This is a genomic window from Dyella kyungheensis, from assembly GCF_049913195.1.
Classification (GTDB): domain Bacteria; phylum Pseudomonadota; class Gammaproteobacteria; order Xanthomonadales; family Rhodanobacteraceae; genus Dyella; species Dyella kyungheensis.
In genome coordinates, this window is the sequence record NZ_CP183983.1 from 1,878,686 (window position 1) to 1,896,608 (window position 17,923).

Consider the following 17,923-nt stretch of genomic DNA (forward strand, 5'->3'; position numbering starts at 1 on the left):
GCGAAGTCGTTTTCGTCGCGTCGACATTGCTATCGATCGGTCATGGCACGGCCATCTCCGACCCCTATCCCCTTTGAGGTCCCCGTTATGCTCGTCATCAAGTTTGCCCATATCGAAGTGCCACTGATCACGGGGCAGTGGGTCACCGTCAACGTATTCGACGCCACGGCCACCGACGGCGAACAGGCCAAGCTGCTCGCCCATCTGGTGGAGGCGGCCACGCTGCAGACGGGCTTGCAGAGCGAGCTCAGCGCGTTGGGCTACCTGAAGGACGGTGAGCCGGAGTTCTTCGGTGAGGAGAACCTGGTGAAATACCTGCAGAAGCACGGCGTGCCCGAGTGGACGCATCGGATCGAGGTTTAAGGCCGTTCCACGCATGCGCGCAGGTGCTCGATGAAGGCGCGCAGTTTCGGCGGCACCTGCAGTCGGCTGGGATAGTAGAGATAGAAGCCGTCGAAAGGCGGCAACCAGTCGTCGAGCACGCTTTCAAGACGCCCGTCGGCGAGCGCCGCGCGCACCGAGGGTTCGACCATGTGGGTCAAGGCGAGGCCGTCGATGGCGGCACGTATCGCCATGGTCGGATCGTTGGTGGTGATCGGTCCGTCCACGTCGAGTTCGAACCACTGGCCCTTGGACGTGCCCGACGGGTGGGCAAATTCCCAGCGATAGATCGCGTTGCTGCTGAAGCGGAAGCGCACGCAGTCATGGCTGGCCAGGTCGCGTGGATGAGCGGGTCGTCCGTGCGCGGCGAAATAGGCCGGCGAACCCACCACCACCGCGCGCTGCCGGCCGCCCAGCGGCAGCGCCACCATGTCGCGGTGCAGGCGTTCGCCCAGGCGGATACCGGCGTCGAAGCCTTCGGCGATCAGATCGGTAAGGCGGTTTTCGACCTGGATATCCAGCTTCACTTGCGGCCATGCGCGCATGAAGCTGGCGACGTTGGGCGCAATGAAGTGGTCCAGCACCATTTGGGGCACGGCGATACGCAAGGTGCCTGCCGGACGGTCGCCGTGCTGGCGCAGCGCGTCGATGGCGTCGTCGATTTCGCTCAGGGCGGGGGAGATGCGTTCGAGGAAGGCGTGGCCGGCTTCGGTCAAGCCGACGCGTCGGGTGGTCCGGTGCAGCAGGCGCACGCCAAGGTGATCCTCGAGTTGGCGCAGGGTCTGGCTCAGCGCGGAGGCGGTGACCTCCAGCTCGGCGGCGGCGCGGGTGAAGCTCCCGTGCCGGGCGATCAGGCGGAAGGCGCGCAGGGCGGTCGTATGGTCCAGAGCCATTAATTAGCCTTACTTAATAAAGCATCCACAAGATGCGGATTTTTCCCCGTAATGGCAAGGCGCATGCTGCGCCCATCCGCTCCACCCACCATCACGGGAGTTCGCCATGTCGCTCGATGCCTACTACACCCTCGGCCGTTCCGGCCTGCGTGTCAGCCGCCTTGCCCTGGGCACCATGACCTTCGGAGACAACTGGGGCTGGGGCGCCGCGGAAGACACCGCCCGCGCCATGTTCGACCGTTACCTGGCCGCCGGTGGCAACTTCATCGACACGGCCGATCTGTACACCGATGGCGCCAGCGAGGAGCTGCTGGGCAAGTTCGTCGCCGACAGCGGCACGCGCGACCGCGTGGTGCTGTCGACCAAGTTCAGCTACAACGCCCAGCCCGGCAACCCGAATGCCGGCGGCAATGGCCGGAAGAACATCCTGCGTGCGGTGGAAGGCTCGCTGCGCCGCCTGCGCACCGACTACATCGACCTGTACATCCTGCACACCTGGGATCGCCTGACGCCGGCCGAGGAAGTGGTGCGCACGCTCGACGATCTCGTGCGCGCCGGCAAGATCCGCTACGCCGGCCTCTCGGATGTGCCCGCCTGGTACGCCTCGCGTGCGCAGACCTATGCGGAAGCGCATGCGCTGACGCCGCTGGTGAACCTGCAGCTGGAGTATTCGTTGATCGAGCGTCATATCGAGCACGAGTTCGTGCCGATGGCGGCGGAACTCGGCATGGGCATCACCGCATGGAGTCCGTTGGGCATGGGCCTGCTGTCGGGCAAGTACCCGCCGGGCCAGGCCGGATCGGCGGGCGACGGCCGTCTGTCGAAGATCTCCGGCGCGCCGGGCTTCGATCGTTTCACCGAACGCAACTGGGCCATCGTGGCCGCACTGGAAGACGTGGCCGGCGAGATCGGCAAGCCGATGGCACAAGTAGCGCTCAACTGGGTGGCGACGCAGCCGGGGATTGCCTCGGTGATCATCGGCGCGACCAAGCTGCAGCAGCTGGACGACAACCTCGCTGCACTGTCGTTCGATCTTCCCGCCGCTCTGCGCGCACGCTTGAACGACGCCAGTGCGCTGGAGCCTGCGTTTCCGTATTGGTTCTTTGGCGACGTGCAGCAGTCGCGCATCCATGGTGGCGTGTCGGTGGGCAACAAGCCGGAAAGCTATGCGCACCGGGTTTACGTGCCGGCATTGCAGCAGGCGGGTTTCAAGGCGGACTGATCGTCACGCTTTTGTTTGGGGCGCGACAACCTGACGGAGCGAGGCGTCGATGCGCACACGTCGCGCCCAAGGGCGCTCCCACAGGTGGGGAACCAAAAAAAACGGCGCCAGCATGCAGGCTGGCGCCGTTGGTGTTGCCGGCGTCGAGGGGACGCCGATGGTTCTTGGGGGCTTACTGGGCCGAGGACGAACCCGTGGTCGGGTGCTGGGACTTGAACTGCTCCCACTGCTGGTGACGGGCTTCGCGCTGGGCCTTGAAGGTGGCCAGCTGGGCCTGCTGGGCCGGGCTCAGGATGGCGTAGACCTGGGCGCGGATGGCGGCGCGCTGCTGCACGCGAGCCGTGGTGGCGGCGCCTTCGGCCTGGGCCAGGGCGGTAGCGGCGGCCTGGTAACCGGACGCGTTCGGAGCCAGCTGTTCGAACGCTTCACGCTGCTGGCGCAGGGCCTGGCGCTGGGCCTTACCCTGCGAGAAGGAGCTCTGCATGATCTGCTTGATGCTGGCCTTCTGGGCGTCCGTGAGGTTCAGCTTGCTGTACGCCTCGAACCCGCCGTGACCGCGGCCATGGAAGCCGCCATGCGGGCCGCCGTCCTGCGCCGAGGCGATGGCGAACGGAGCGAGGGCAACAGCCGAAGCGAGCACCAGAGCGAGCGAGATGTTCTTGCGCATGGGGATTACCTGTGTCGTTGTGGATGGGTCTTGCGTGGTAGCTATTTGACGACAGCGCTATGTGTATGTTCTTTGCGGGAAGGTAAAGAACGGTAAAGCCGGTGGAGCAAGTTCCTTCGCCCCGCTTGAATGGCTGCCAGCCCTGAAGAAGCCATCCCCGATATGCCCAGAATCCTCATAGTCGACGACGACCGCGCACTGGCCGAACTGCTGGCCGAGTACCTGCGGCGCGAGGGATTCAGCGTGGACGTCGCCCACGACGGCGATACGGGGCTGGCCCAGCTGCACAATCCGTCGCTGCGCCCCGACCTGCTGATCCTCGACGTGATGATGCCGGGCCGCGACGGCTTGGATACGTTGCGCGAACTGCGTCTCAAGCATCGCCTGCCGGTGATCATGCTGTCGGCCAAGGGCGAGCCGGTGGACCGCGTGATCGGGTTGGAACTGGGCGCCGACGACTACCTCACCAAGCCCTGCCTGCCGCGCGAACTGCTGGCGCGCGTGCGCGCCCAGCTGCGCCGCAACACGCCGGCCACGGCCGGCAGCTTGCAGGTCGGCTTGCTGCGACTGGAACCGGGCGAGCGCCGCGCGTATGTCGGCGAGCAGGAACTGTCGCTCACCGGCGCGGAATTCCAGTTGCTGCTGGCACTGGCGCAACGTGCCGGCGAACTGATCGACAAGGCCACGCTCACGCGCATGGCGCTGGGGCGGGAGCTGGAACGTTTCGATCGCAGCATCGATGTGCATGTGAGCCGGTTGCGCCACAAGCTGGCCGAAGCGTCGCCGCAGGCGCCGCGGATCGACTCCGTGCGCGGCGCGGGCTACAGCCTCGTGGCGGGTGCGGCGTGAGTCCGTTCAAGAGTTCGCTGTACTGGCGCGTGCTGATCAGCTTCTGCGCGGCGAACCTGCTGGCGCTGGCGCTGGGCATCTTCCTCACACAGAGCTTCATCGAGTACAGCACGGCGGTGGAGATCAACTGGTCCAACCTCGCGCAGGGTGCCGACCAGGCCTACGAGCGCGGCGGTTCGACGGCGTTGACGGAGTGGTCGCTGCAACAGCGGCGCGAAGGCATCGAAGCGACGCTGTTCGAGAACGGCCAGTCGCTGTCGCCGATCCGCATGCCGTCGTCGATGCAGGCGTCGCTGCCGAGCTGGCTGGAGGAGAAACGCGACATGGTGCTGCAGCCATGGCCGAATCTCTATCTCGCCATACAGCAGGTGCAGGGCAGCGATGGACACGTGCGCCAACTGGTGGCCTTGAGCCGCACCCATTCGCGCCTGCGCCAGCAGACCCGCCAGACCATTTTTCTTGCCATCCAAGGCGGCCTTTCGCTGCTCTTCATCGGTTTCGTGGGCTGGTGGGTGGCGCGCAGCGTGGCCAAGCCGGTGGAGGCGATCAGCAAGGCCACGCGACGCATGGCCGCGGGTGAATTGTCGGCGCGCGTGGAAGGGCAGGGGCGTCGCGCGCCCGAAGAACTCACCCAGCTCGCCAGCGATTTCGATGCCATGGCCGAACGCATCGAAGCGTTGGTGGCGCACGACCGCAGCGTGCTGCAGGACCTCTCACACGAATTGCGCTCGCCCCTGGCGCGCCTGCACCTGATCCTCGACCTCGCGCAACGAAGCAGCACGCCGGAGGAAGCGTCGCGTTACTTCCTGCAAGCGGAGCAGGAGATCAGTCGTCTCGATGACATGACCGGCGAGATGCTCGCGCTGTCGCGGCTGGAGGGCGGCATTCCCGGCGTCAATCGCGAGCCGGTGGATGTGACGGCATTGCTGGGTGAAAGCGTGCGGCGTGCCGGCCTGGAAGCAAAGGAACGCAACATCACGCTGGCGTTGATCGAAAGCGCACCTGCGGTAGTGTCCGGCAACGAACTGCTGCTGGAGCGCGCGTTCGACAACCTGATCGCGAACGCGATCAAGTTCAGCCCGCACGGCGGGCGCGTGGAGTTGAAGGCGCAGGCTGTTGGCAGCCGCGTGGATGTATCGGTGCGCGACAACGGACCTGGCGTGCCCGAAACGGAACTCGGCTCGCTGTTCCGCCCGCTGTTTCGCGGCAGCAATGCCTCGCGCGCCGATGGCCACGGCCTCGGCCTGGCCATCGTGCAGCGCGTGGTGAAGGCGCATGGCGGCGATATCCAGGCGGCGAATGTCGAAGGCGGCGGACTGCGGGTGAGCCTGCAGCTGCCGTTGGCGCCCGACGAGGGTTGAGTCGCCGGTCTTCGAAAACACCCGCGTGTCTGCGACACTCGGTGTTTTCGACCACGGCCTGCCGATGCGCTCCAACGCTATCGCCGCGGTGGGACTGGCGCTGTGCGCGGCGCTGTTCTTCACCATGACCTATGTACTCAACCGCAGCCTGGTGGCGGGCGGCGGTCACTGGGCGTGGGCGGTGATCCTACGTTATCTGATCACCTTGCCGTTGCTGGCCATCGCCTTGCCGTGGCAGGGCGGCCTGGGCGAATTGCCAAACGAGTTGAAGCGTTATCCGCGCCAATGGCTGCTGTGGAGCACGGTGGGCTTCGTCTTGTTCGGCCTGCCGCTGACGTGGGCGGCCAACAGCGGTCCTTCCTGGCTGGTGGCGGGCAGTTTCCAGACCACCGTGCTGGCGGGTCCGCTGCTGGCACCGCTGATCTATCGCGACGCCCGCAGGCATCTGGCATGGCGCAGCGTGGCGATCGGTGCATTGATCGTGGTCGGCGTGTTCGCGCTGCAATGGGGACATGCACAAGGCCGCCTGCGCGCCAGCGACTGGCTGGCGATGGCGGCCGTGGTGTTCTCGGCCTTCATGTATCCGCTGGGCAACCGCATGGTGCTGCTGCATCTGGAACGCAGCGGCTCGCACATCGGCGCCACCCAACGCGTGCTCGGCATGACGCTGTGCAGCTGGCCGCTGTGGTTGGTCCTGGCGGCGGTGACGTGGTTCGCGGTGGGGCCGCCGAGCTGGCGCGAGATAGGGCTGGCGGGTGGCGTGGCGTTGTCGTCGGGCGTGATCGCCACGGTGTTGTTCTTCCACGCCACCGCGATGGTGCGCAGCGAACCGACCGCGCTTGCGGCCGTGGAGGCGATGCAGGCGGCCGAGTTGCTGTTTGCCACGGTGATCGGCGCCGTCTTCCTGGGCGAAGCGTGGCCGCATGGCTATTCCGCGTTTGGGGCGATCCTGATCGTGCTGGGCATTGCCTTGTTCGGCTGGGTGAGCGGCCGCTCGGCGGCGGGCCACGAGGAAGAGCTGCGCGCGCTGCGCACCGATCGCGGCGCCTGAGGTCGGTCTTCTGGAACTTGCCCGCTCCATCCGCTCGGGTTAAACACTCTGTTTCGGCGATGCCTTTGCGTCGCCGCCTTTCTGGGCAGGGGTGAGCATGGGGCATAGGCGTAGTGCTTGGATCATCGCGGGCGTGTTGCTGGGCGCCTCTGGCCTCAGTCATGCGCAGCGTCCCATCACGCAGCAAGCGCTCCGCTGGAACGCCGACGCGCTAGGCAACCACCGTTATCTGGTGCAGGTGGATAAGCCGGCAAACGCGGTGCGCGTGCTGATTCCCTGGCGCCGCCGCGATGCGCATCCCGAACAAGTCGCGGTGATCGTGACCGCACCGGATGGTTCGGTTGTGCCCAACGTCTTGCGCGGCCGCATCGATCCGGCCAGCGGCGAACTCGTGTTCCAGGCCACGCAGGCGGGCACGTACGCCATCTACTACCAGCCCTATGTCAGCAAGGGGCGCAGCAATTACCCCACGGTGACCTATGCGATGCCGTCGGACACGGCGGACGCCGCGTGGAAAAGCCGGGTGGGCGATGCCTCGCGCTGGTCACGATTGCCGCAGGCCACGGTGCTGCGCTACGAAGCGGTCGACGACTTCGATGCCTATACCTCGATGGAACGCACGGCGACGGCCGATGAGTTGCAGGCCTTGCTGGCGGCGCATCCCACGGAGGGATTGCTGCTGTTTCCCGAGACGCGCGCAAACCCCATCCGCATGTTCGATGCGTTGCCCGAGAGTTGGGCGAATCGCGGGCCCGGCGGCGCGCTGAGCGACACGGCACAGCGCGGCGAATACCTGAGTTTCCAGTTGGGCGCCTGGGCGCCGCGCGCCGCCGTGAATGATGTGCGGGTCAGTTTCAGCGATCTGCATGCCGACGATGGCGCCAGCCTTCCCGCCAGCGCGTTCACCTGTTTCAACCTCGGCGGCGTCGGCTACGACGGCCATCCATTCACCGCGCGCGTGGACGTGGCGCAAGGACGCATGCAGCCGTTGTGGATGGGGCTCGATGTTCCGCTCGGCGCGAAGCCCGGCCTGTACCGCGGTCGGATGACCGTGACTGCCGAAGGTTTGCCTCCGCAATCGATTCCCTTGGCGATCACGGTGGGCAGCGGTAGCGCGGTCGCGCATGGCGACGACGATCCGTTCAAGCTCACCCGCCTGCGCTGGCTCAATTCGACGCTGGCGCAGGACGACGCCGTAGTGAAGCCGCTGACACCCATCACCGTGCGTGGCGACACGCTGGGTATCCTGGGACGCGAGATCACGCTTGGCGTCAGCGGCCTGCCGGCCAGGATCAGCAGCCGCTTCGACGAGCGCATGACCGGCTTCAGCAAGACGTCCAAGGCGCTGCTCGCTTCACCGATTCGGCTGACCGTCGAGGACGACGCGGGCCAGCACGTCCTCACCAGCGCGCAGCTGCTGCAAGTCCAGATCGATGGTCCGGGCATGGTGCATTGGCAGGTCGCGGCGAATGCAGGCGCACTGCAGGGCGAGGTGAAGGGTAGCCTGGAAGCGGATGGCAGCATGGTCTTGGCGATTGCGCTGTCTGCGCAGCAGGATGTGTCGTTGCGCGATATCCGCCTGTCCATCCCGATGGAACATGCAGCGGCGGCTTACCAACTGGGCCTGGGACGCCAGGGTGACCGCGCTCCCGACGATTTCAGCTGGAAGTGGAACGTCGAAAACAACCAGGACGGTGCCTGGATCGGTTCGGTGAACGCGGGCCTGGAATTCCATCTACGCGACGAAAACTACCGGCGCCCGCTCAACACCAATTTCTACCATCAGCAGCCGTTGCGCATGCCGACCTCCTGGGACAACGGCGGGCAGGGCGGCATCCATCTGCGCAACGAAGACAAGGACTATCGCGTCGACGCCTTCAGCGGCCCTCGCCGCATGAAAGCCGGCGAGACCCTGCACTACGACCTGGTCATGCGCGTGACGCCGTTCAAGACCATCGACCCGGCGAAGCACTTCGCCGAGCGTTTCTTCCACAAGTACGGCGATCTCGACGCGATCAAGGCCGATGGCGCGGACGTGGTGAACATCCATCACGCCACGCCGATCAATCCGTGGATCAACTATCCGTTCCTCGAACCGGCGGCGATGCGTGCGTACATCGACGCCGCCCATCAGCGCGGCATGCGCGTGAAGATCTACGACACCGTGCGCGAGCTGTCCGACCGTGCGCCGGAACTGCCGATGCTGGAAAGCCTGGGTCACGAGGTGATCAGCGCGGGCAAGGGCGGCGGATTCTCGTGGCTGCAGGAACATCTGGACGGCGACTACATCGCGGCGTGGCACGTGCCCGAGAATCGCGATGCGGCCGTGATCAACGCAGGGCAGAGCCGCTGGCACAACTTCTACATCGAAGGGCTGGACTGGCTGGCGCGCAACGTGGGCATCGATGGCCTGTACCTGGACGACGTGGCCTACGACCGCACCACCATGAAGCGCGTGCGCAAGGTGCTGCAGGCCCATCGGGCCGACCCGCTGATCGACCTGCATTCGGCCAGCCAGTTCAACCCGCGCGACGGTTACATCAACAGCGCATTGCTATACATGGAACTGTTCCCGTACATCGACCGCTTGTGGTTTGGCGAGGAGTTCGATTACCAGAAGACCTCGCCCACGTACTGGCTCACCGAGATCTCGGGCATTCCGTATGGCCTGATGGGCGAGATGCTGCAGAACGACGGCAATCCATGGCGCGGCATGCTGTTCGGCATGACCAACCGGCTGGGCTGGTCACCGGGCAGCGATCCCCGCGCCTTGTGGAAGCTGTGGGATTCGGTCGGCATCGAGCAGGCCGAGATGATCGGCTGGTGGGTGCACGACACGCCGGTGAAGACCGGCCGCGACGACGTGCTCGCCACCAGCTACGTGCGCAGGGGCAACAAGACGCTGATCGCGATCGCGTCGTGGGCGCCGCAAACGGTGGACGTGCGGCTCGCCGTCGACTGGAAGGCGCTGGGCTTGTCGCCTGGCCGCGTGTCGTTGACCGCACCTGAAATAGCGGGCTTTCAGCCCAGGGCGTCGTTCAAGCCGGGCGACGTGGTTTCCGTGGAGCCCGGCAAGGGCTGGTTGATCGTGGTGGAGTGATGGTGATGCATAAAGGTTGGAAACCGTTCGCTGCATGCCTGTTCGTCGGCGTGCTTGGCCTGTCGTCGCTGGCGTATGCAGCGGATCAAGCGGCTGTGCCACCGGTCAAGCTTGCGCTCGATGCGAAAGCTTTCGCACCTGAGCAGATCAAGGTCAGTGTGTATCTGCCCCCGGATTACGCGACATCCGGTCGACGTTATCCGGTGTTGTACGCGAACGACGGACAGGACATGGAGGCCGTGGGCCTGCAGCAGACGCTGGCGACGCTGTATACGCAGCACGCCATCGAGCCGGTGATCGTGGTCGCGGTCGACATGCTGAAGGATCGCGCATCGGGTTACGGATTGTTCGATCGCGCGCGCCGGCAAAGCATCGTCGGCGGATCGCGTATTGGACCTATCGGTGCGCGTGCTTACGACTACTCGGCATGGCTGGCGAACGAGCTGGTGCCGTATGTCGATGCGCACTACCGCACGCAGGCCACGGCGCAAGGCCGCAGCATGCTGGGCTGGTCACTCGGCGCGCTCAATGCGTTCTGTCTCGGCTGGGAATATCCGGATGTGTTCGGGCAGGTCGGGGCGTTCTCTCCCTCGTTCTGGCTGGCCGCCGACCGCAGCGATGCGAATGCGGTTCAGAGCACGCGATTGGCGCAGGCGATGGTCGACCGCGCCGGGTCGCGCAAGCCGGTGCGTTTCTGGTTTGCCATCGGCGGACGCGAGGAAACCAATGACCGCAACCACAACGGCACGATCGACGCCGTGGAGGACCTGCAGGACCTGATCAACGGTTTCCGGACACCCGATGGCACGCACCGTCGCGGACTGCGCGATCTTGGTTACCGCGTCGACATGGACTATGCCAACCACCCCTCGCGCGCGGACGAGGTTGCCTACGATCTGTTCGCCGACGGCGAGCACAACCAGGCCACCTGGAAGCGGATGTTGCCGGTGTTCCTGCAGTGGGCGTACGGCAAGGACACCGCCTCGCCGTCCCCCTGATGACTCAGCCCGCCACCGCCGTGAGCGGTGTGTGGGCCACCACGCAATTGCGGCCCTGGGTCTTGGCCCGGTAGAGCGCCGCATCGGCGCGGGCGATCAGGTCGTCGGCGGTGTCGTTGATGCCCATCAGGCTCGCCACGCCCATGCTGATGGTGGTCTGGAACGTATGGCCGCGCGCATGTACCTGCATTGCTTCGATGCGGCGGCGAATGCGCTCGCCCACGGCCATGGCCTGCTCGTGCGCGGTCGCCGGCAGCAAGGCCACGAATTCCTCGCCGCCGTAACGGCCGAGGCTATCGGTCGGACGCAGCTCGTCGGCAATGGCGTCGGCCACCGCGCGCAGGCAGGCATCGCCGCTCTGGTGGCCAAAGCGATCGTTGACCGACTTGAAGTGGTCCATGTCGAGGAAGATCAGCGCCAGCGGCTGGTGCTGCGGCCGCGCCTGTGCCACGGCATCGTGCAGGCGTCCCACCAGGGCGCCCCGATTGAGCAGGCCGGTGAGTGCGTCGTGGTCGGCGAGATGGTGGGCCATGTCGCGTTCGCGCCGCGCCCGCAGCGAGATATCCGCCAGGCCGATGGTGACCACCACGCTGCAGAACGCGGTGGCGAACGGCAGGCTGTATTCCAGCCAGCGGGGCAGGTCCAGCGCCAGCAGGATCTGGCTCAGCCGCACCAGGGTCAGCAGCACCTGCGGCAACCACGCCACCAGGAAGAAGCGCGCCTGCCGCCCGTGCCGCGAGGCGGCAAGGATCACCGCGCTCAGCGCCCACAGCGAGGTGACGATGAACCACAGGTTGTACGCACTGGCCAGCAGATGCATGCGTTCCGCGAACGGGAAACACAGCAGCGTGGCGATCACCAGATACGGCCAGCGCATGTGCCCTAGCACGCGGGCGGGTCCCGGCGTGATCTCGCGCAGCTCGCAGAATTCCAGGATGAAGGAAAGCAGCAAGGGCGCGCTGAGCGCAATGAACAGCCACGGTGCATGCGTGCCCAGCGGCACAAGCAACGCGCCGCCGGGAAGCTCGTACATCTCGCCGCTGGTCAGCAGCTGGTTCATCAGCTGGCAACCGGTGTAGCCGATGAAATACAGCAGCACGCGGTCGCGCAGCACCAGCCAGAGGCACAGCGCAGCGAGCACCATGGTGAACTGCACGCTGGAGAACAGCGTGGTGAGGCGCACGTGGGTGAGGTCTTGCGCCTGGTATGTCGCCATGTCCGTGATGTCGGCGCGGATCTGCCGGGTGAAATTGTCCGCGGCGATCCTCACGTAGATCGCTTGTCCGGCGCGCAGGTCGTGCGGCAGTTCCAGCGCCAGATGATGGCGCGAGAAACGCGCCATCTCCTCGGTCTGGGCAAACCACAGTTCATGCGGGCGATAGTCCGGCGGCGCATACACGGTGATGCGTATATAGGTAGCGCCGGTGAAGTTGAGCACGGGCGAACTCGTCTCGTGCCAGTCGCGGTCGATGCTGAGGCGATACCAGCGTTGCGTCTCCACCGCATTGGGCGTGTGCGTGGTACGGCTGGGCTTGAAGCGGTCATCCATGCCGCCGTGGATGACCTGCTCGGCGGAGGGCGCCGGTTTCAGCGGCGCGAGCGCGGCCACCTGCAGGGCCGGGACGTTCGCGTGCGCAGGCACCGCCTCCGCGGCCAGCGCGAAGAACAAGGCGCACATCCACGCCACAACCATCACGATGGATTCGCGAAAACGCATATCGCCCCTGTATCGGCCAGCCCCCGCTAACCGTCCTGCGGGGGCCATCCTTCGGACCTCTCCCCGGCGCCTTTATGTATCACGTTACCCTCGTGACATGGATGGTTGCCAGTTCCGGGCGTGGCAGCCCTGCGGATTTGTGCCTGAGCGGCGGGTCGAACACGATCTCGGCAAGGCTTATGCTAGGAGTCTTCGCAGGTGGCAAGGCAGTGACAGCATGGCAAGGCGGGAAGGCGAGGAACCGGTGTCTCGGCCAAAACATCGGCCAGAAGCGGACGAACTTGAGCCCCAGAGCTTTATCCGCCACGGCACGCCCGCGTTTCGACGAACCAATATGGCGCTGTTTGCGGCCGGCTTGGCCACCTTCGGCCTGTTGTATTGCACCCAGCCCCTGATGCCCGAGTTCAGCAAGGACTACGGGGTGAGCGCGGCCACGGCGGCGCTGTCGCTGTCGCTGACCACCGGCGTGCTCGCGTTCGCGATGCTGTTTGCCGGTGGTCTCTCGGACGCCTGGGGACGCAAGACCGTGATGACCGCCTCGCTGCTGTCGTCGGCGCTGCTGGTCCTGCTCACCGCCCTGGTGCCCGACTGGCACACGCTGCTGTTGTTGCGCGCGCTGCTCGGGCTCACCCTGAGCGGCCTGCCTGCGGTCGCGATGACGTATCTGAGCGAGGAAATGCACAGCGACTCGATCGGCCTGGGCATGGGGTTGTACATCAGCGGCAATGCGATCGGCGGCATGGGCGGCCGGCTGGTGGCCGGCGTGCTCGCCGAGTTCGTGGGCTGGCGCATCGGCGTCGCCACCGTCGGTGCGATCGGCCTGATCTCCGGCATCGTGTTCTGGTACAGCCTGCCGCCATCGCGTCACCACGTGCGCCAGCCGTTCCATCTCGGCGCGTTGATGGGACGCTTCGCTGCCGCCTTTCGCGATGCGGGCCTGCCCTGGCTGTTCGCTGAAGGTTTTCTGCTGCTCGGCGCGTTCGTCACGCTCTACAACTACATCGGCTACCGTCTGCTGGCGCCACCGTACGGACTGAACCAGGCCGTGGTCGGCGCGATCTTCAGCGTCTACCTGATCGGCACCTTCAGCTCGGCCTGGATGGGACATCTCGCCGGCAAGCTGGGCCGGCGCAAGGTGCTCTGGACGGCATTCGCGCTGATGCTGGTGGGATTGGCATTGACGGTCACCCGGCCGCTGGCCCTGGTCGTGCTCGGTATCGTGGCGATCACGTTCGGTTTCTTCGGCGGCCATTCCATCGCCAGCAGCTGGGTAGGGCGCCGCGCAGGCAACAACAAGGCGCAGGCGTCTTCGCTGTATCTGTTTGCGTATTACATGGGCTCGAGCCTAGCGGGCGCCAGCGGCGGCCTGTTCTATGCGTCGCACGGTTGGAACGGCGTGGCGGTGTTCGTCGGCGCGCTGATCGTGGCGGGCTTGCTGATCGCGCTGCGCCTGTACCGCCTGCCGCCACTGGTCAGCCCGTCCAAGCCGGAGACGGAGCCGCCGATTCCCCAGTGAGGCATGCCATGAAGATCGACGCACTCGACCATCTCGTATTGACCGTTGCCGATGTGGCGGCCAGCATCGCGTTCTTCACGCGCGTGCTGGGCATGCAGGAAGTGACTTTCGGGGCAGGCCGCAAGGCGCTGTCCTTTGGCGTGCAGAAGATCAACCTGCACGAGCACGGCAAGGAGTTCGAACCCAAGGCGGAGCGGCCCACGCCCGGTTCGGCCGATCTATGTCTGCTTACGTCTTCGAGTACGGCGCAGGTGATCGAACACCTGAGGAAACAGCAGGTCGAGATCGAAGAAGGACCGGTGCAGCGCACGGGCGCGCGCGGGCCGATCGAGTCGGTCTATTTCCGCGACCCGGACGGCAACCTGATCGAGGTAAGCCACTATCTCGATTGAAGCGCGGGAGCGCATGGCGCGCTCCCGCGAAGGACTGCCGGCCTTACTGCGCGTCCGGCTTCAGCATGCCCTTCACCGCGTCGTAGTTGCCGTCGTTCGCCGCGGGCGGCAGGTCGAGCAGGTGCGTCATCAACGGATACACGTCGACGTTCGGGAACGAAGGCACCAGCGCCGCTTCGCGGAACGCCGGGCCGTGCGCCACGAACAGCGCCTGCATCTGCGGTGCTGCGTTGTCGTAGCCGTGGTCGCCCTGGGTCGGCTTCTTCTTTTTCTTCGCCAGATAGTCGCTGGTCGAGATGCGCCAGCCGACATCGGCAAGGCACAGCAGCTGCGGCACGCGCGGATTGCTGCCATAGGCAAAGCGTGCCGGCACGCGCGACTTGTTCCAGCAGGTCATGTGTTGCTGCGGCTTCTCCAGCTGCGCTTCGATCGGCGCGAAGTCGAAACCCGGCTTCGGGTTGAGGCCGGCGAGCACGCCGACGCTCACCAGGTCCACATGCCTGATCGGGATCAGCTTGTCCAGCACGACGGCGTTGCGCATCGGTGCGGAGGCCATGCCGTGATCGGCGAGCACGATCATGTTGATGCGATCGAGCAGGCCGCGCTGCTGAAGTCCCTGGACCAGGCGGGCGAGTGCGGCGTCGGTCTCCACGAGCGCCTGGTTGACCTGCGGCGAGTCGGGACCGAAGTCGTGGCCGGCGTGGTCCACCGCATCGAAATACAGCGTCATGAACGTGGGGCGCTCGGCAGCCGGTTGATCGAGCCATGCCAGCAGCTGGTCCACGCGCTGATCCGGCGTCACCTTGCCGTCGTACGGCTTCCAGAAATCCGGGTGTTCGCCGTGGATATCGGCTTCGGATCCGGGCCAGAACATGGTGGCGGTCTTCATGCCATGCGCCTGTGCGGTTTCCCACAACGGTGTCGCTTCCGCCCACCACTGGCCGTTGCTCACCGCGTCTCGATTGCTCAGCGAGAACTTGCCGAGCATCGGGTCGCTCATCGTGTTGTTGATGATGCCGTGGTGATCCGGACGCAGGCCGGTGACGATGGTGTAGTGGTTCGGGAACGTCAGCGACGGAAACGACGGCTGCATGCCGTCGGCGGCGCGGACGCCTTGTTTCGCGAGCGACGCCAGCGTCGGGCTGAGTCCGCGTTCGATGTAGTCGGTGCGATAGCCGTCGATCGAGATCAGCAGCAGCGGCGCGGGTGCCGGTTTCGCGCTCGCTGCGGCCGGCGGTGCGCTGACGGCGGCGGGAGGGGCGGGCTGTGGTTGAGGCGTGGCGCAACCGGCTCCGAATGCCATCAGCGAACAGAGCAGCGGGCGAAACAGGATCTTCATACGCGGTGACTTAATATCGATACAAAGGCCGTATGATCGCCCAGGCGTATGACCATTACACGTGTTTTATTTTACGCAACACTTGCCACTTGCCCGCTATGGGCAGGTGTGGTGACGGCGCATCCCACGCCGGACGGGACGCCTGCCGCCGCGGCGAGTGTGGCTGCAGCGGCCGCGCCGACGAAGTCGGCGCCACATGTTGCGACGAAGCCATCGCAGGTTGATACGAAAAGCCCGCGCAAGCGCGCGTCATCGCCCGAGGCATCGGTAGGCGAGCCGTATCATCTTTCGCATACGCCGCATCGACTCGATTCGTACCAGAACGCGGTGACGCCACCGCCGTCGACGAACGAGCGGTGACTGGCTAGCGCCCGGCGCCCTGCAGCACGGCGCCAAACAGGTCGCCGTCGGCCACACGGCTTTCCATCGACAACAGAAACCGCTTCGTCGGCAAGCCGCCACCGAAGCCGGTGAGGCTGCCGTTCGCACCGATCACGCGATGGCACGGCAAGATGATCGGCAGCGGATTGCGGCCGTTCGCAGCCCCTACGGCGCGTACCGCCTGCGGATGGTCGATGCGTCGCGCGAGTTCGCCGTAGCTGATCGTGCAGCCATACGGAATGCGCGCGAGTTCCCACCACACTTCCTGCTGGAACGGCGTACCGAGCGGGTGCAAGGGCAGGTCGAACTGCGTGCGCAAGCCGGCGAAGTATTCCTCGAGCTGCTGCCTGGTCTGCCGTAAAGGTTCGCGCGCATGCACCCAGCCGGGCTGCGGCGACCGCTGGTGACGTCCGGTGGAAAACCACACTTCGCGCAAACCGATCGTGTCGGCCACCATGCGCAACGTGCCGATCGGCGTTTCCATGCTGTCGAACCAGATCGTCTCGTCGGACATCACGCCACCTTCTTCTTCGGGGGCGGTGCCGCATCGCTCGCGCTGCGCCACAGGTGCATGACCGAATACGCACGCCATGGGCGCCAGCCTTCGGCAAGCGACGTCAACGCCTTCGTCGACAATTCTGGGCCATCGCCTGCCGCGGCGCGGCGAAGAATGAGATCGGCGGCGGGAAACGCATCCGGATGGCTGAGCGCGCGCATCGCCATGTAATGCGCCGTCCACTCGCCGATACCCGGCAACGCCACCCAGCGCTCGACGAATTCGTCCAGCGGTTGCTCGCTGCGGAAATCGATGCGCCCATCCAGCAGTGCTTGCGCCACGCCACGCACCGTGGCCGCGCGCGCCGTGGTCAGGCCGAGGGCTTTCAGATCCGCCTCCACGAGCAGTTCGGGACCGGGAAACAAACGTTCCAGCCCGGCAACAGGCGATGTCACCGGCGTGCCGAAGCGCTGCACGATGCGCGTGGCGAGCGTGCGTGCTGCCGCCACGCTCACTTGTTGACCGAGGATCGCGCGCACCGCGATCTCGAAGCCGTCCCAGCCACCGGGCAGGCGCAGGCCCGGGCGTTTGCGCAGCAGCGGGCGCAGGACCGGACTTTCCTTCAAGGCATCGCCGATCGATTGCGGGCTCGCATCCAGATCGAACATGCGCCGCAACTTGTTCACCACGCCGAGCATCTGTCCGGGCTGGGGGCAGTGCAGCTCCAGACGCAGCGCGTGATCGCCGCCCGGCCACGCGCTCAGGCGCAGCCAACCCGGCGCGTCCGGTGTGCCGAACACACGCGCATAGCTGTGTTCGTCCACTTGTTCGACGCCGGGCAGCGCGCGCCCGCGCAGGAACGCGAGGATCGCTTCGAAGTCGTACGGTGGCCGATAGCTGAGCCGCAACGTGATCGCGTCGCCCGTCGTCGCGCTTGGATGGCGACGCAAGTCGCGCGGCGCCATCCGGTTCGCCTGCAGGAACGCCGCATTGAAACGGCGCAGGCTGCCAAAGCCGGACGCGAGCGCCACCTCCGTTACCGGCATCGTCGTTTCCGTCAGCAATTGTTTTGCAAACAACAGTCGACGCGTCGTATGCACGCTGATCGGCGGCGCACCGAGGCGTTCCACGAATACGCGGCGCAATTGTCGCGCACCGACGCCGACGCGCTCCGCCATCGCATCGACCGACAATGCGTCGAACGCGCCGCTGTCCATCAGTTTCAACGTGCGGGCGATCACGTGGTCGCCGCGTTGCCACGCGTCGTTGCCAGGCGCGAGTTCCGGCCGGCAGCGCAGGCACGGCCGGAAGCCCGCCGCTTCCGCCGCGGCCGCGCTGCCGTAATAGCGCACGTTCTGCGGTTTCGGCGATGGCGCCGGGCATACCGGTCGGCAGTAGATGCGCGTGCTGGTGACCGCTGTGAAGAACAGGCCGTCGAAGCGGGCGTCGCGGCTGAGGCGTGCCTGTTCGCACGTCTTGCCGTCGGGAATCGGGTGGTCGTGGGAGGGTGCCATGTGCTTAGGCTAGCACCGCCGCCCGGGTGTCACTCGCCGTTTTCGG

At 65.9% G+C, this 17,923-nt stretch carries 15 protein-coding genes; 9 read left to right on the forward strand and 6 right to left on the reverse strand.

Annotated elements, in window-relative coordinates; all coding sequences use genetic code 11:
* Nucleotides 1-87 precede the first annotated feature (87 nt).
* Nucleotides 88-363 (forward strand): hypothetical protein, encoded by a 276-nt coding sequence (locus ACN9MB_RS08320; protein ID WP_426271460.1) that lies wholly within the window; start codon nt 88-90, stop codon nt 361-363.
* Here ACN9MB_RS08320 and ACN9MB_RS08325 read toward each other — a convergent pair.
* Nucleotides 360-1,274, reverse strand: coding sequence for a LysR family transcriptional regulator (locus tag ACN9MB_RS08325; protein WP_426271461.1), 915 nt, complete (start codon nt 1,272-1,274; stop codon nt 360-362). The two genes, ACN9MB_RS08320 and ACN9MB_RS08325, sit on opposite strands and share 4 nt — an antisense overlap.
* Before the next feature lie 106 nt (nt 1,275-1,380).
* Here ACN9MB_RS08325 and ACN9MB_RS08330 point away from each other — a divergent pair, with 106 nt between their 5' ends.
* Complete coding sequence (locus ACN9MB_RS08330; protein ID WP_426271462.1) at nt 1,381-2,496, forward strand: aldo/keto reductase; 1,116 nt, start codon at nt 1,381-1,383, stop codon at nt 2,494-2,496.
* 172 nt (nt 2,497-2,668) lie between these two features.
* On the opposite strand, the gene ACN9MB_RS08335 is transcribed toward ACN9MB_RS08330, so the two are convergent.
* The gene (locus ACN9MB_RS08335; RefSeq protein ID WP_426271463.1) at nt 2,669-3,163 is read right to left on the reverse strand and encodes a Spy/CpxP family protein refolding chaperone; all 495 of its coding nucleotides are present in this window, start codon (nt 3,161-3,163) and stop codon (nt 2,669-2,671) included.
* Nucleotides 3,164-3,325: 162 nt separating this feature from the next.
* Between ACN9MB_RS08335 and ACN9MB_RS08340 the strand changes: the two genes are divergently transcribed.
* From ACN9MB_RS08340 to ACN9MB_RS08360, 5 genes are all read left to right on the forward strand, one after another.
* Nucleotides 3,326-4,012, forward strand: coding sequence for a response regulator (locus ACN9MB_RS08340; RefSeq protein WP_426271464.1), 687 nt, complete (start codon nt 3,326-3,328; stop codon nt 4,010-4,012).
* Complete coding sequence (locus ACN9MB_RS08345; protein ID WP_426271465.1) at nt 4,009-5,373, forward strand: sensor histidine kinase; 1,365 nt, start codon at nt 4,009-4,011, stop codon at nt 5,371-5,373. The genes ACN9MB_RS08340 and ACN9MB_RS08345 overlap by 4 nt, the downstream gene beginning before the upstream one ends.
* Before the next feature lie 25 nt (nt 5,374-5,398).
* A complete protein-coding gene (locus tag ACN9MB_RS08350; protein WP_426271466.1) occupies nt 5,399-6,424 on the forward strand; it encodes a multidrug resistance efflux transporter family protein in 1,026 nt (341 codons plus the stop codon).
* Between the two features lie 97 nt (nt 6,425-6,521).
* The gene (locus tag ACN9MB_RS08355; protein ID WP_426271467.1) at nt 6,522-9,524 is read left to right on the forward strand and encodes a glycoside hydrolase domain-containing protein; all 3,003 of its coding nucleotides are present in this window, start codon (nt 6,522-6,524) and stop codon (nt 9,522-9,524) included.
* Nucleotides 9,525-9,529: 5 nt separating this feature from the next.
* Nucleotides 9,530-10,522 carry an alpha/beta hydrolase gene (locus ACN9MB_RS08360; RefSeq protein WP_426271468.1) on the forward strand — a complete coding sequence of 331 codons (993 nt, stop codon included), beginning with the start codon at nt 9,530-9,532 and terminating at the stop codon, nt 10,520-10,522.
* A 4-nt stretch (nt 10,523-10,526) separates the two neighbouring features.
* On the opposite strand, the gene ACN9MB_RS08365 is transcribed toward ACN9MB_RS08360, so the two are convergent.
* On the reverse strand, nt 10,527-12,239 hold the full coding sequence (locus ACN9MB_RS08365; protein WP_426271469.1) for a GGDEF domain-containing protein: 1,713 nt from the start codon (nt 12,237-12,239) through the stop codon (nt 10,527-10,529).
* A 334-nt stretch (nt 12,240-12,573) separates the two neighbouring features.
* Here ACN9MB_RS08365 and ACN9MB_RS08370 point away from each other — a divergent pair, with 334 nt between their 5' ends.
* Nucleotides 12,574-13,755: an MFS transporter gene (locus ACN9MB_RS08370; protein ID WP_426271470.1), complete on the forward strand. Its 1,182-nt coding sequence runs from the start codon at nt 12,574-12,576 to the stop codon at nt 13,753-13,755.
* 8 nt (nt 13,756-13,763) lie between these two features.
* The gene (locus ACN9MB_RS08375) at nt 13,764-14,147 is read left to right on the forward strand and encodes a VOC family protein (protein WP_426271471.1); all 384 of its coding nucleotides are present in this window, start codon (nt 13,764-13,766) and stop codon (nt 14,145-14,147) included.
* Between the two features lie 43 nt (nt 14,148-14,190).
* Here ACN9MB_RS08375 and ACN9MB_RS08380 read toward each other — a convergent pair whose 3' ends face one another.
* From ACN9MB_RS08380 to ACN9MB_RS08390, 3 genes are all read right to left on the reverse strand, one after another.
* Nucleotides 14,191-15,486: an ectonucleotide pyrophosphatase/phosphodiesterase gene (locus tag ACN9MB_RS08380; protein WP_426271472.1), complete on the reverse strand. Its 1,296-nt coding sequence runs from the start codon at nt 15,484-15,486 to the stop codon at nt 14,191-14,193.
* 364 nt (nt 15,487-15,850) lie between these two features.
* Complete coding sequence (locus tag ACN9MB_RS08385; RefSeq protein ID WP_426271473.1) at nt 15,851-16,381, reverse strand: methylated-DNA--[protein]-cysteine S-methyltransferase; 531 nt, start codon at nt 16,379-16,381, stop codon at nt 15,851-15,853.
* Nucleotides 16,381-17,877 carry an AlkA N-terminal domain-containing protein gene (locus ACN9MB_RS08390; RefSeq protein WP_426271474.1) on the reverse strand — a complete coding sequence of 499 codons (1,497 nt, stop codon included), beginning with the start codon at nt 17,875-17,877 and terminating at the stop codon, nt 16,381-16,383. The genes ACN9MB_RS08385 and ACN9MB_RS08390 overlap by 1 nt, the downstream gene beginning before the upstream one ends.
* Between the last annotated feature and the right edge of the window lie 46 nt (nt 17,878-17,923).

Bases quoted from the DNA above. Each gene is read 5' to 3' on its own strand.
- ACN9MB_RS08320 (WP_426271460.1), top strand. From the start codon at position 88: ATGCTCGTCATCAAGTTTGCCCATATCGAAGTGCCACTGATCACGGGG.
- ACN9MB_RS08325 (WP_426271461.1), bottom strand. From the start codon at position 1,274: ATGGCTCTGGACCATACGACCGCCCTGCGCGCCTTCCGCCTGATCGCC.
- ACN9MB_RS08330 (WP_426271462.1), top strand. From the start codon at position 1,381: ATGTCGCTCGATGCCTACTACACCCTCGGCCGTTCCGGCCTGCGTGTC.
- ACN9MB_RS08335 (WP_426271463.1), bottom strand. From the start codon at position 3,163: ATGCGCAAGAACATCTCGCTCGCTCTGGTGCTCGCTTCGGCTGTTGCC.
- ACN9MB_RS08340 (WP_426271464.1), top strand. From the start codon at position 3,326: ATGCCCAGAATCCTCATAGTCGACGACGACCGCGCACTGGCCGAACTG.
- ACN9MB_RS08355 (WP_426271467.1), top strand. From the start codon at position 6,522: ATGGGGCATAGGCGTAGTGCTTGGATCATCGCGGGCGTGTTGCTGGGC.
- ACN9MB_RS08360 (WP_426271468.1), top strand. From the start codon at position 9,530: ATGCATAAAGGTTGGAAACCGTTCGCTGCATGCCTGTTCGTCGGCGTG.
- ACN9MB_RS08365 (WP_426271469.1), bottom strand. From the start codon at position 12,239: ATGCGTTTTCGCGAATCCATCGTGATGGTTGTGGCGTGGATGTGCGCC.
- ACN9MB_RS08370 (WP_426271470.1), top strand. From the start codon at position 12,574: ATGGCGCTGTTTGCGGCCGGCTTGGCCACCTTCGGCCTGTTGTATTGC.
- ACN9MB_RS08375 (WP_426271471.1), top strand. From the start codon at position 13,764: ATGAAGATCGACGCACTCGACCATCTCGTATTGACCGTTGCCGATGTG.
- ACN9MB_RS08380 (WP_426271472.1), bottom strand. From the start codon at position 15,486: ATGAAGATCCTGTTTCGCCCGCTGCTCTGTTCGCTGATGGCATTCGGA.
- ACN9MB_RS08385 (WP_426271473.1), bottom strand. From the start codon at position 16,381: ATGTCCGACGAGACGATCTGGTTCGACAGCATGGAAACGCCGATCGGC.
- ACN9MB_RS08390 (WP_426271474.1), bottom strand. From the start codon at position 17,877: ATGGCACCCTCCCACGACCACCCGATTCCCGACGGCAAGACGTGCGAA.